General features: G+C 32.5%; 12 protein-coding genes. 6 read left to right on the top strand and 6 right to left on the bottom strand.

The genetic code is table 11. The annotated features are described in order from the left end of the window. Window positions 1-11: 11 nt before the first annotated feature. Together CCS77_RS09945 and CCS77_RS09940 are read right to left on the bottom strand one after the other, a co-directional pair. Window positions 12-1,268 carry a type II toxin-antitoxin system HipA family toxin gene (locus tag CCS77_RS09945; protein ID WP_236635328.1) on the bottom strand — a complete coding sequence of 419 codons (1,257 nt, stop codon included), beginning with the start codon at window positions 1,266-1,268 and terminating at the stop codon, window positions 12-14. Then, window positions 1,265-3,094, bottom strand: coding sequence for a helicase C-terminal domain-containing protein (locus tag CCS77_RS09940; protein WP_107917360.1), 1,830 nt, complete (start codon window positions 3,092-3,094; stop codon window positions 1,265-1,267). The genes CCS77_RS09945 and CCS77_RS09940 overlap by 4 nt, the downstream gene beginning before the upstream one ends. 98 nt (window positions 3,095-3,192) lie before the next feature. Here CCS77_RS09940 and CCS77_RS09935 point away from each other — a divergent pair, with 98 nt between their 5' ends. Genes CCS77_RS09935 through CCS77_RS09925 form a run of 3 tightly spaced genes read left to right on the top strand, consistent with a single transcriptional unit; the run spans window position 3,193 to window position 6,326 of the window. Further along, window positions 3,193-4,626: a hypothetical protein gene (locus CCS77_RS09935; protein ID WP_107917359.1), complete on the top strand. Its 1,434-nt coding sequence runs from the start codon at window positions 3,193-3,195 to the stop codon at window positions 4,624-4,626. Further along, window positions 4,627-5,298 carry a hypothetical protein gene (locus tag CCS77_RS09930; protein ID WP_107917358.1) on the top strand — a complete coding sequence of 224 codons (672 nt, stop codon included), beginning with the start codon at window positions 4,627-4,629 and terminating at the stop codon, window positions 5,296-5,298. It abuts the gene before it with no gap. Between the two features lie 17 nt (window positions 5,299-5,315). Then, entirely contained in the window at window positions 5,316-6,326 is a 1,011-nt protein-coding gene (locus CCS77_RS09925; RefSeq protein ID WP_107917357.1) for an RAMP superfamily CRISPR-associated protein, read from the top strand. A 1,918-nt stretch (window positions 6,327-8,244) separates the two neighbouring features. Here the strand turns inward: CCS77_RS09925 and CCS77_RS09920 are convergent. The 3 genes from CCS77_RS09920 to CCS77_RS09910 are packed head-to-tail and all read right to left on the bottom strand — an operon-like array spanning window position 8,245 to window position 9,852. After that, on the bottom strand, window positions 8,245-8,598 hold the full coding sequence (locus CCS77_RS09920; protein WP_012000860.1) for a hypothetical protein: 354 nt from the start codon (window positions 8,596-8,598) through the stop codon (window positions 8,245-8,247). Continuing rightward, the gene (locus tag CCS77_RS09915) at window positions 8,595-8,822 is read right to left on the bottom strand and encodes a type II toxin-antitoxin system HicA family toxin (protein ID WP_012000867.1); all 228 of its coding nucleotides are present in this window, start codon (window positions 8,820-8,822) and stop codon (window positions 8,595-8,597) included. The genes CCS77_RS09920 and CCS77_RS09915 overlap by 4 nt, the downstream gene beginning before the upstream one ends. A gap of 40 nt (window positions 8,823-8,862) precedes the next feature. Then, window positions 8,863-9,852 carry a tyrosine-type recombinase/integrase gene (locus CCS77_RS09910; RefSeq protein WP_107917356.1) on the bottom strand — a complete coding sequence of 330 codons (990 nt, stop codon included), beginning with the start codon at window positions 9,850-9,852 and terminating at the stop codon, window positions 8,863-8,865. Window positions 9,853-10,431: 579 nt separating this feature from the next. Here CCS77_RS09910 and CCS77_RS09905 point away from each other — a divergent pair. The 3 genes from CCS77_RS09905 to CCS77_RS09895 are packed head-to-tail and all read left to right on the top strand — an operon-like array spanning window position 10,432 to window position 11,430. Then, entirely contained in the window at window positions 10,432-10,689 is a 258-nt protein-coding gene (locus tag CCS77_RS09905; RefSeq protein WP_103592737.1) for a hypothetical protein, read from the top strand. 58 nt (window positions 10,690-10,747) lie between these two features. Beyond that, entirely contained in the window at window positions 10,748-10,933 is a 186-nt protein-coding gene (locus CCS77_RS09900) for a hypothetical protein (RefSeq protein WP_107917355.1), read from the top strand. Between the two features lie 35 nt (window positions 10,934-10,968). Then, on the top strand, window positions 10,969-11,430 hold the full coding sequence (locus CCS77_RS09895; protein ID WP_152025747.1) for a hypothetical protein: 462 nt from the start codon (window positions 10,969-10,971) through the stop codon (window positions 11,428-11,430). Here CCS77_RS09895 and CCS77_RS09890 read toward each other — a convergent pair whose 3' ends face one another. Then, window positions 11,431-12,606 (bottom strand): hypothetical protein, encoded by a 1,176-nt coding sequence (locus CCS77_RS09890; RefSeq protein WP_107917353.1) that lies wholly within the window; start codon window positions 12,604-12,606, stop codon window positions 11,431-11,433. Window positions 12,607-12,610 lie beyond the last annotated feature (4 nt).

The raw sequence follows: 12,610 nt of genomic DNA, 5'->3' as shown, positions 1-12,610 counted from the left end.
TAGAATATACTTCAAAGCTTAAATTTGTAAGAATTAGCTTCGTCGTCTAAAGAGATATATTCTTCGGCCATATTTTGATTAATCTGCGCTATAAATTCTCCACCCCTTCCAAAATCCTCGTGGCAATAGTTGTTTCTTAGCATTTTCAAGTTGTCGCTATTTATTTTATTTCGTTTTGCTATCTCTTCAAATTTATCTCTTGCCATTAGCATATCTGCTATGATCTCTTTAAACTCGCTGTCATTTATATCAAATTTTGATTTTATATCATAAAAAAGCTGGACTGATGGCAAGCTTTTAAAACCCACAAAATTTAAAGCATGGTTTTGTTTTGAGTAAATTATAGGTGTTGGTGTTATATCAAATGCAGGGGATAAATTCCAGCTTTTTGTTTTTTCATCATATAGCACGCCGTGATTTCTTAGGTGATCGTCCGTGTTGCCAAATAAGCCATTAAAAACCATACGCCGAAAAAGCTCTTTTTTGTTTTTACTATCAAGCACGTTAGCTAGATCGCAGTAGCTCTTATCGTTATTTTCATCGCCATCTCTAACCCCAAGCAAGGTCATAGCTGACTTATAGGGTATTCTCTTATCGCCGTTTCTGTCAAATCTTTTGACAAGTAAAGCCGTGCCTTTTGCTGTTTCAAAAAGTTCGCTTTGACATACGTTTATTTTTGCGATACTGGCAACATCTAGCATAGTCTTTTCACTACGAGAAATTTGCCTATATTCATCTTTTATGGACGGAAATTTGACTATGTAAAGCTCATTGCCTTTTAATACGCTTGCCTTTGGTCTAGCACCGCCCAAGCTTCCGCTAGGCGCAAGCAAATTTTTAATGTCACTCTCAAGGCTCTCGCCGCGTTCAATTCTTTGTGATGATATGCAAAGCTCGCTAATATGAGTTAGTTTTGGTATATCGTTTGTGGCAGAAACAAATTCGCTCTCTTTTTCTATTCTAAGTGAGCCTATACGAAAATAGTCACTTACCCCTAGCATATATTCGCTTTCAGTAAGTTCGCTACCAGCTTTTCGTTTTTGGATTAATCTGCCCCATCTATCTGGACTTATATCGCAAAACGCTCCCCATAGATTTTTAGATACAAACTGAGAGCTTTGCAGTGGTAAATTTGGGTCTATCTCAAAGCCATTTTTTAACCACTCTTTATCATATTCAAAATAATATGTTTCATTTCTACCTACAGCATATATTTTAAGAAATCCCACAAGATCATCGTTGCTATATATTTTTAAAGTATCACTCATAACTGCGCTCCCTTTAAAGCAATTTTCTCTAAAAAATAGATCAACCTATTTTTTAAGCCCTCGCTCAAAGCGTTAAATTTGCCGTCAAGCAAAAATATTTTTCCAGTATCCTCTGGTGAGCGAATAAGACGGCCGATAGCTTGTCTAAAAGTCATAACCATTTCATTATTATATTCAAACCAAAAGAAACTAGGATTTTTTTCTTTTAAAAGTATCCATTTTTTTGTTTGATAAACTGGGTAAGGCAATTTGGTTATAAAGAGCCTTTCAAGGGTTTTGCCTTTCAAATTTATACCAGTAGCGTAATTTCTAGTAGCTATTAAAATTCCACCACTCTTTTTAAAGCCCTCAATAATATTTTGGACGCTTCTACCTTGCTCCGCCAAAACTAGCCTATCTTTTACGCTTTCTAGTTTTTGAGCTAGAAGCCTTACTTCATCAAAGCCACCTACTAGAACCATTGTATTTTTGCCGTCATAGCCTCGCAAAATTTCATCTGCAAAATACTCAAATCTTTTTTGCTCGTCTTCTATAAAGTCGTTGCTAGTAATCGAATAAGTCGCCTGCTCTGGGCGTAAAATCCCCTCAAATGACTTTATTACGCATACTTTGCTTTTGCGCTCTTTTATTACTGTATCTCCAAGCTTTATATCACTAAAGTTGATGCCCATGCGTTTATAAATTTCAAGATCATGAACGTCTTGTGTAAGTAGAGCCGTAGCTGTTATACCTACAAATCGATCTATTTTGCTCCAGAACTTATCGGCGAGCTTAAGCTTTATGTCCTTAGAATAGGTATGAAACGATATAAACCCTCTTTCTTGCGAGAAGCTAATATAAATATCTTTAGACGACAAGGTGCTTTTAACATCATCAAATTTATTAAGAAAAACGCCTAGCTGAAAAAAAGGAGTTTTTTTGTAATAGCTTTTTAGTTTGGCTCTAAGAGCCTTGCTTTTTTCTTGATCAAAAAGCTTACTTAAAACGTTTGTAGCTCTTTGTATGGCTATATCATTGGCTGTTAGTGTCTTGCCAGCCATTTTTTCATCACTCATAATCTCATTTATGGATTTTACACGCTCAACCTCTTCATTCAATAACTTTATCAAAGTTTTAGGTGCGCTAGCATCGTCGTTAATTGTCTTTGCAATCGTTTTTAATTGCAAATAGTAGCTATATAAAGAAAATGCAGAGCTTAGTGTCATTTCAGCCATATTGGGTAGTTCTTGAATTTCATCAAAAATATAAACAGTGCCATCTACTTCCGCATATTTTTCATCGAACATAAATTTAGAAAACAAAAAAGAGTAGTTTGTAATTTGAATAGTATATTCTTTAAAGCTTTCACTATTGCTTTTTTCAAGTGCAAGGTTATTGGCAATATATTCTCTCTTGTCGGCATCTACTATATCTAGCTCGTTTAAAAAATCTTCAATCAAGACATAAGAGAAATCTTCCTTTAATTTTTTTATAGCCCCATCAACAACCTCTTTGTCTAAAGGTAAAACTTCAGAGCTAATCTCTGTATCCATAAAAAAAGTGAGTTTTTTTATATCCAGGTAGTTATTTTTGCCAATGCCTAGCACATAGTCTGGGAGATTATCGACATTTTTGGCTTCAAGAAATATACTTTTTGCCAAAGAGTTATCGCTAGTGGCTATTACCACTCTTTGAGCTATCTTTTCATCAATTAGTTTCTTTGCAAGCATTAAAGCCGAAAAAGTTTTACCAAACGCCGTAGGCATTTCACAAACACAATACTTATTCTCTTTTACCCTCTTTGCCGCATAATCGACAAATTTCCTTTGTTCAGATCTAAGTTCCATTCTCTTTCTTTTTTATTGATAATATTATTGTAATTTAAATTGACAAAACTTAATTTGTAGTGGTATAATAGCGCAATTTTTTTAAAAAAAGGAACAAAATGGAAAATTTAAAAATATCCTTTTTTCTCAATAGTCCTTTATTAATTGGCAGATTTAGCACGATCGATTCTATTTTGGTAAATCTTTACGTCAAGAGGCACTTTGGCAAAAATATAGAAATCGAAAAACTTTATGATTTTGACTTCATAGAAAAATATAAAGATGGTTATTGCGGATCTATCTGGTTCGTAGAAGAAAACGATCAAGTGTCGCTTGAAAATCGATGTATCGTTAAAAAGCCAGAGTATGAATATCTCAATGAGAACAGAGCAAATAAAATAGAATATAGTATGGGTAGTGGTGAATTTAAAGCCTATAATATTTGGAACGAGCTTTTAAAAACCCCTAAAATCTACTTTTACGTTAGAGGCAAAAAAGAAATTATAGAAGATCTTTTGCAGGATTTAAAATTTATAGGTAAAAAAACAGCCATTGGATATGGGCAGGTTTCTTCTTTCTTGGTAGAAACAATCCCTGAAGATAAGTCTGTATTTTTAGCTAAAAACACTCCAGCACGACCAATTAGTGTGAAGAATTATCCATCTTTGGAAAACGCTAGGATCATTTACTATAATAGCAAAGTCCCTTACTGGGCAAATTGGAGCAAAGAGGCATGCTATATGCCAAATTCATCTCTAATAGAAACTATCTATCCAGGTAAAGAAAGACCAAGTATCGATGAAAAATATTTGAGCAAATACCATTCAGCCATAAATTTTGTATATGACGTTTTACACGAAGACAAAAATAATTGGCAAGAGATAGATCTAAAAGAGAAAGCGACCGCAAAAGACTTAATTGTTGATGGACAAGATCATCTTTGTGCGTTTTCAGGTGAGCAGTCCAAAGAGGGAATTTTATGCAAAAGTATAGAAAAAACACTTGGTTCGACCTTTACAGACTACGCCTTTTTAAACAACTCTAAGTTTGTATCAAAGCAGACTTTTTGGACGCTTCAATGTGGCGTTAATAGTAGAGTAGGCAAAAAGTCTTTAGGCTTTCATGTGGTCGATAAAAATGGTATAACTTATGTTATGGGTAAAAATAAAACTAAGAGCATAGAGCAGGCTATCAAAGATGCCTCATTGCCTTTTAATTTGGCACTTAAGACTACACCAAACAACCAACACGTAGTTTTTAAATCAAATTTGACACTTTCTAAGGATCTTATAGCTTGCCAATACGGAAGTGAAACTTATTACTTTGGTTATGAAGAAGCCAAGGAGTGTCTAAAACGAGTTAATGAGATAATAAAAGATTATCCAATAACAAAAAGTCATCTAATACCAAACCCACAAATTGATGCACCTTTTATAAGCCTAAAAAAAGATGCAAGAAATAAAGATACTATCCTGCTAATTAGTGATTTTTACAAACAATATAGTAAAGACGTTAGGGTAGGAGCTTATATACTTACAATAGGAGAAAAATAAATGCGCATAGTTCTGACATTTACGGATGATGTAAGTGAGATAAAGCCTAGAGAAGTGCGTAATTTTTGCGGCAGCATTACGGAGCAAAAATTTAATAGCATAATTATGTATCATGGCAACGATGCACCGCCACTTATATACAAAAAGCCACTAAAATACGCTATTGAAATTCTTTTTTATGAAAATAACTTCTTTGCATTTCAGCATCTTATGGAAAGGCTTGAAGGGCATAAAAATAATTTCTTTGGTAGAAAGATAAAAAAGATCATCCCCAAAGAAGATGGGTATATGCCACCATTTTATCTTGGATCTCAAACGATAGAGTATTCTACTAGAACGCCTATCATAATAACTGCAAATAAAACTGAATATAATATGAAATACTATTTTGAGAAAAACGACAAAATTCAAGACTACATTTCATATAGAATAAAAAGAAATTTAGCTTATCAGCTAGAATGCTACACTAAATTTAAGCAAGATTTTGAAAATCTTGTCCTAAATTTCAAGGATTTTAGGGTTATTACAGAGAGATATAAAGAAAATATCAACTACATAGGGCTTTGGGCAAATTTTACATCTAATTATCAGTTTCCTGAAATGATAGGATATAAAAATGGTCTAGGCTATGGACAATTATTACAAAACACCAAAATAGATATCAAAAAATAAAAACCAAAGGAGATGTCATGTTAAAAGACTATAAAATCAAATTAGTCATAAAAACGGTTAGCCCAATCGCGATCATTGAAAACAATGATACCGAGCCAGGCGGAAACATTGTAACTCGCATTAAAAAAACTGCAACAGTTAATCAAAATAGCGACGATGGCAAGATAGAATATATCCCTTATTTGCCTGCAAATGGTATTAGGGGACTATTGCGCCGTTTAGCGACGAAAAAATTAGTTGATAAGGTAAAAGAGAATGAGAATATCGAAGAGCTAAAAGATACTGACATTCATGCAATGCTAAGTGGTAGCGGAGTAAGCAAGTCAGGGCTTAAATTTAAAGAGATCGAAGAGATTAGAGAAAAAAATCCGATCTTATCGCTATTTGGCACGGGCATATTAATAGCTGGAAAATTAAAAGTAGCAGATGCCATCCCACTAGACAAAGAAAATGCTAAAAACTTAGTTAAAAGGCAAACTTTTGTTAAGGTTGATGACATCTTAATGGGGACTAAATTTAGCCAGCTTTATACAAAAAAACAGATCGAGGATTGGGAGAAAAGTGTTGAAGAAAACTCTGAAGCACGTAAAAAAGACCGTGATGCTAAAAAACTAGCAAAAGAGATGGATAAAACATTTGATGAAGAAGCAAAAACTAAAAAATCATCCATACAACACTTTGCTCAAAGGGAGCATATAGTGTCTGGAGCGACATTTAATGGTGGTTTTTTCCTGGAAAAAGTTTCAAAGCTTGAGCTGGGTATGTTCTTGCATGCGCTTGAAGGCTTTATAGAAAATGGACGACTTGGTTCTAGCCAAAATATAGGCTTTGGTGTTGTTGATATACACATAGAAGATGCAAGCGAAAGTGCAAGCTTAACTATGGATAGACTAAGTGATAGCGACTATATTTTTAATGCCAAAATAGACGTAAGTCTTGAAAGCGAATTTGATGAAGCATATAAGGCTTATGCTGAATTCTTAAAAAGGGCAACTAAGGATAATATAGAGCTTATTTCTAAATTTTAAGTTCTAAATCGATACAATTTGGCTGATTTTCAGCCAAGGCTATTGTTGTGATAGTTAAGTTCTTTTATTTATCATTGTCAATTAAAATGTTTTAAATAATTTTGTGAAATTTTAAAATTTGATTATATTTTTTTATTTTTACAAGAATTTAAAAAATAATTGAATGATCTCAATAAAGCTTCTTAAAAGCTTTTAAGAATATCTACTAAAGGGGCAAGGTAGATAATAGACTATATATATTAAGTTGTTTTTAATATATATTTTTTACCCAAAGAGCTTCTTGCCCTATAATACGTAGATTTGTTGCTGTTTTAAACAATGTAGTGGAAGTTTAGAACTTTCGGTAATATCGCTAAAAGTCGCCGAATTTTCATCGTTTTAAACAATGTAGTGGAAGTTTAGAACTTATACACTTTTGATTTACATTATCCACTCCGTGCGGTTTTAAACAATGTAGTGGAAGTTTAGAACTGTTTCGCTCCGCCTTAAAAATAAAATTTGGGTCTAGTTCTAAACAATGTAGTGGAAGTTTAGAACAAAGATATAAAAGATTTAGGCACAAATTTACAAGGTTTTAAACAATATAGTGGAAGTTTAGAACACTCAAAGGCTTTCAATGCACTTGCTCCATTGCTACCGTTTTAAACAATATAGTGGAAGTTTAGAACCGATGGAATGGATGCAAACGCTGAAGGACTACGCTGTTTTAAACAATGTAATGGAAGTTTAGAACATCGCACAAGAAAATATATATTGTGCTTTTTGTATTTTAAACAATGTAGTGAAGGTTTAGAACGCGGAGAAAGGCGAGCTTTTTAACCTGATAAATAGTGTTTTAAGTAATATATTGAAAGTTTAGAACATATATATGGCGGCTATCAAAGCCAAAGACTAGATGTTTTAAACAATGTAATGGAAGTTTAAAACTAAACTCTTGCCTTACAAAAACAGCAAGCTCTATTATCGTTTAAAACAATGTAGTGGAAGTTTAGAACGCAGGAGGTGGCTCAATAAGTGATGCACTTGGTGCATAATTTTAAATAATATATTGAAAGTTTAAAACTACGAGAGCGAGAAAAAAGTAGCGACGTTTTTGTTGTTTTAAACAATATAATGAAAGTTTAGAACACAAGGACTGATCTTTGCGATCATTTGAAGATTAGTTTTAAACAATATATTGAAAGTTTAGAGCAAGGATAATCGACGTCATTTATCTTTTACAAAATGTTTTAAACAATGTAGTGGAGGTTTAGAACTACGATAACTTGGTATTTTTAAATATAGAAAAAGAGCGTTTTAAACAATATATTGAAAGTTTAGAACAGGATATGACCCCTTACGATAGCTTTGTAGCTAATGTTTTAAATAATATATTGAAAGTTTAGAACTATATAGCCAAGAGAGCACGCTCATTCCCCACTTCGATTTTAAACAATATTTTGGAAGTTTAGAACAAAGAGGATAGGTATAAATGGCGTGGAATTTATAGTTTTAAATGGTGTAATGAAAGTTTAGAATTCCCCAAGCGCGCTTAAAATCGTCATCAAGCGACCATTTTAAATAATGTTATGCAAGTTTAAAAACGGCAACAACAATATGCCAGCCCAAGCTTCGCACGTTTTAAACAAAATTTGAAATTTTAAAAAACATTTTGATTGACAATCCCTGGCTTAATTTCCCTCTATCCGCCTCATCTCTTTCTTAACCATATCCCCAGTAGCGTCTGCATAGATCATTGTTGTCTGTATTTTTTTGTGCCTAAGAGCCTTTTGGATAACGCCTAAATAAGACGTGACTAGTATTATACATGCATTTATAGTAAGCATAGAAGTAAAACAAGCCACCAAAGTCTTTGTCTTTCACAACGATTAAAACGTATGACAAATTTAGGTAGTAATCTAATTTTTTGCAATTAACATCAAATCGCCAACGCTTTTCTAGCAAGCTCACTTAGCCACGCCGAGCGGTTAGAAGTTACGGCGTCAATAGCGTTTAAAACACCTTTTGGTATGGTTAAATTTATTCGAACTTTGGCGTTTTCGTCGATCGGCTCTGGTATTTTTATACCGTCAGCAAGTGCTGTTTCTATAGTAAATTTAAAAGCTTCTTCAAGCTCGGCTAAGGCTTCTTCTTTACTTTCGCCATCACCATAAAAAAATGCAATGCTATTAAGTTCAGGCATAAACGCACCCCAACCACCACCTTGGTTTTGTGGTATTTTTTTAAGCTCTATTTTATACGGTAGGTTTAGATAGTAGTCTAAATTTTTCATTGTTTGTCCTTTATGGCGTCTAAAACTAGCTTGACATAATACGTTTTCATCGGCTTTTTATATGGCAAAGTAAGCAAAATTTTACCATTTGTAAATTGATGATGTGAGCCTTTTATGCCACGTAAATTAAAGCCATTATTTAAAAGCAACTTTTCAAGTACTTCAAATCTTACATTTTTAGGATTATTTTCAAGCTCTTTTAATAATTTGTCATTTTTACTCAAATTTTTGCCTTTTTATATGTATATTATACATACTTTTTGCTTACATCACTCTTTTCATCTCTTTCTTAACCATATCCCCAGTAGCGTCTGCATAGATCATTGTTGTCTGTATCTTTTTGTGCCTAAGAGCCTTTTGGATAACGCCTAAATTTGTATTTTTCTCGACCATATTCATAGCAAACGAGTGCCTTAGTATATGGCAACCCCTTTTATTTACTATGCCACATTTTCTATATATACGCTCTAGTAAAGTATATACGCATTGCCTAGAAATAGGCTTGTCGCCATTTTTATTTGTAAATATATAGCTTTCAGGTGGGTATATGCTAGATAGCCTCTCAAAATCATCTTCTATATGGCTTTTTGGTATATATGCCGTTTGATACTCTCCACCTTTGGCTAGTATATTTATGTCATAAAATTCCCCGTCGTCACTCTCTTGAAAGTCGCAAAATTTAAGATTTAACGCCTCGCTTATTCTAAGTCCACTTTTTAGCATTAGTTTTATAAGCAATGAATTTCTATAATTTTTAATATATCTATATTCAGGTTTTTTAACCAGCTTATTTTCTATATAGTCTAAAATTTTATCTCTCTCGCCCTCTTTCATAAAATTTTCAAGCTTGCTCGTCTTTTTCTTTGCAATCTTATAGTTATCTAGTATTTTTTCTAAATCTATAAGCTTGTCATTATTATTAGTAATATACTTAAAGAAAATCTTTAAAATAGTTAAATAGCTAATCTTTGTTGAGCTTGATATACTTTTAGTCCTATTAGCAATCTTTTTGTGTTGTTTTTTTCTATATAAGTCATCTAACCATATAAAATAATCAGTTATATGCTTATGACTTAGATTATTAAAGCTAATTACATCATTATTCTCATAACAAAACTCTACAAAGCCATCAAGGCAATTTTTATATGTATTAATTGTGTTAATGCTCTTGTCTGCTATCTTATTATAAGAAATGAAACTATCTCTATAATTTGCCATCTCGTCTGCAAAGTCTAATTTCTCATTATTTTTCATAAAATTCTCCTTTTATTTTACATAATAGGACATTATGTAAAATATTTTTTATGATTTATCACAAGGGCAGATTTTTTAATCGCTCTTATTTTTAATAATTATTATGTAAATATATTTAGAAATTATATCATAATAGATTGTATTGTCAAGTAATAAATATATCTTTTTATTTGAATTAATAAAAGAGAAAATATTGTAACTTTTGTATTGATTTTTTTATTATAATTGGCTATATTATTATAAATTTAGTTTTAAACTTTTAAAAGGCAGCTTGGCTATGCAAAAAGTATTATCTCTTGAAATTTTACTATATGAAAAGAGAAATAATATAAAAAATGGCTTTTATCATTTAAATCAAATAGCTTTTGCGTATAACTCTATTTTATATTGAGTTATAAAAAATAAACTAGGTTTTTGGATTAATTTGAACAAAATGTATTCTGTGCTTGAAAAAGTTATGTCAGGATTTGGGACAAAAATAGATAGCTAGACCTAAAAATTTCCCAGAAAAAAGTTCAAAAAGCATGGGATATATTGAGCTAGAGGGCATTAAGAAATAAAATCAGAAAGGAAAGAACAATGGCATTAAAAAAGATAGAGCTTCCAGACGAGCTTTTGGCAAAGCTAGGTGCGACAAAAAGTCCAAAAGAGTTGGGCGAGATAGTAGAGAGTTATGTAGTAGCAGGGATGGAGTGTGCTAATTTTTCAAAAGAGAACATCACGCTCTACAATATCACCCTAGATTTGTCAAAAAGGTTAGGAAAAGAACAAGAGGCTAATGCTTTGATAAAAGAAGCAATAAGAGAAATAAACGTAAAACTTATGAATGATCTTTGAGGTTGCAAGGCATAAAAACGTGTGATAGAATTGGTTAAAAAAGAAAGGAGGATCATAGATGAAAAATAGTATTTTAATTGGTTTTATCGCACTGTTTTTTGCAAATTTGTTTGCAGTTTTTTTGTTTGTCTATTTAAAAGAAAGCTTTGAAATTGCTATCATTTTGCCAATAGCTTCTATGTTATTTTTGGCAAAATTAATTTGTAAATTTATAGAAATCAAATTCATCAAGCAATGGGCATAAGATCAACGCGCAATGAATTAAAAGACGTAGCATTGTTGGGATTGGCATACTCTATGCTAAACTACTCAAACGATGCTACCGATGTCTTAATAAACGATGATCTCACACAAAGGCTAGAAGCCATAAAAGAAAAAATTCGGACTATTTTAAATATATACTACAAAAACGAGGGTGATAGAATAGCCAAATTGATCAACTCTCTTGATCTTAGAACCATAAATACCGTAACACATTTTTCGATAACAGCAGAGCAGGTTGGATTAAATTTACTAAGTCTAAATTTGCCATACAATGAAAGACTATGCAAGGTTAGCAGCAAAAATACAACCTCACGAAAACCGCTTTCGCTTGCTCCAGTCTTAGAACAATTTTGGTTAGAAAACAAAGATGAAATTTGGACCTTACTGGATATGATAAATGTCAGTCAATACGAAAAATACGCACTTGACAGCGAGAGATTGGCTTATTTTTACATCGAGCAAATGAGAGCATTATAGTTATTTTCTTGGTTCAAACGCCACTTCGACCTGATTTGTAAGAGCATTTACTCTTTTGTAGCTAAAAGTGATCTCTTTATTTTGGTTGAAATTCACAATTTGTCGATAATCTTTTTCTTTATCTTTTAGCTGGTCTATATATTCTTGGGTGTCAAATCCACTAAGCTCTACTACAAGAATATTACCCTCGCCAAAAACAAAAAAATCAGGTCTATATTGACTACGAAAATAGGGGAATTTCTTTTTGCTTAATCTATTGTGTTCGTCTGATACCGATTTGAAAAAAGTCCTATTTGCAGCAAAAAGCTTTCTTGCCATATCTCGTTCATTTTCACTCTCAATAAAGGCTATCTGCTCTTTTTCTGCACTAAAAAATACTGGACAAACAAAAAGTCTAACAGCCAAGTTTCTACTCACCGAAGCTATTACAAAGTAAGGAGGTTGAATAAAATTGTTAAAAATTTTTAGTCTTTTTATTGCAATTTTTACCCTCTTTACCGTGCTTTTTATAATGTATTTGCTATCTTGAAAATGTATCTCTGCAATAGATTTGTCATCATCGCTATCATCATATTTTGTTAGATCATCAAAAGTAATACCCTTGAACAAGAAAAAATCGCTACGATCTTTTATATTTTCAATCGAGCCTATCTTAGAAATTTTTATATCGCTTTTATTCAGGCCATATCTGAAATTTTCATAAGTATAATTTTGGATATATCTATCATTTCCTTTGTTTGCAATATTGAAAGCAAAGGCGTTTGCACTACTAATCCAGTCGATACAAAAACTATTAAAAGTAGTTGCTTTTGCCATTATTCGCTTCATAGCATTGCTGCTATTCTCATCTGCTTCGCTCTTCGTTGGCTCCTTAAAAAGTGATAGAGAGTAAGTTTGTGTTTCTTCATCATAAAGCTCGCTAGCAGTATTGCTAAATATGCACTCATCTTCGTGGGTTTGCGTTATCTTTGGGAAAGTTCTTAGAAAAAGACCACCTCGGCTTACAACTGACATCCAAAGCTCTTTTTTAGGGTTACAACCACATTTTATAACTCTGCCAGCAAGGTGGTATTTTGAAAGTAGCGACTGATAAAAAATACTTGAAAGCTCAGATCTACTTTCAAATTCATACTTACAAAAAGAACCATCTGACCCTTTAATTAAAATACTTGCCATCTTA

It is taken from the genome of Campylobacter concisus (assembly GCF_003048375.1).
GTDB classification, from domain to species: Bacteria; Campylobacterota; Campylobacteria; order Campylobacterales; family Campylobacteraceae; genus Campylobacter_A; species Campylobacter_A concisus_T.
Note: the sequence above shows the minus strand (reverse complement) of the source record. Positions and strands in the feature narration are given on the sequence as shown.

Excerpts from the sequence above, each read along its gene's own strand:
- CCS77_RS09940 (WP_107917360.1), bottom strand. The coding sequence starts at position 3,094 with ATGGAACTTAGATCTGAACAAAGGAAATTTGTCGATTATGCGGCAAAG.
- CCS77_RS09910 (WP_107917356.1), bottom strand. The coding sequence starts at position 9,852 with ATGAAAAATAATGAGAAATTAGACTTTGCAGACGAGATGGCAAATTAT.
- CCS77_RS09925 (WP_107917357.1), top strand. The coding sequence starts at position 5,316 with ATGTTAAAAGACTATAAAATCAAATTAGTCATAAAAACGGTTAGCCCA.
- CCS77_RS09890 (WP_107917353.1), bottom strand. The coding sequence starts at position 12,606 with ATGGCAAGTATTTTAATTAAAGGGTCAGATGGTTCTTTTTGTAAGTAT.
- CCS77_RS09930 (WP_107917358.1), top strand. The coding sequence starts at position 4,627 with ATGCGCATAGTTCTGACATTTACGGATGATGTAAGTGAGATAAAGCCT.
- CCS77_RS09905 (WP_103592737.1), top strand. The coding sequence starts at position 10,432 with ATGGCATTAAAAAAGATAGAGCTTCCAGACGAGCTTTTGGCAAAGCTA.
- CCS77_RS09935 (WP_107917359.1), top strand. The coding sequence starts at position 3,193 with ATGGAAAATTTAAAAATATCCTTTTTTCTCAATAGTCCTTTATTAATT.
- CCS77_RS09900 (WP_107917355.1), top strand. The coding sequence starts at position 10,748 with ATGAAAAATAGTATTTTAATTGGTTTTATCGCACTGTTTTTTGCAAAT.
- CCS77_RS09920 (WP_012000860.1), bottom strand. The coding sequence starts at position 8,598 with ATGAAAAATTTAGACTACTATCTAAACCTACCGTATAAAATAGAGCTT.
- CCS77_RS09945 (WP_236635328.1), bottom strand. The coding sequence starts at position 1,268 with ATGAGTGATACTTTAAAAATATATAGCAACGATGATCTTGTGGGATTT.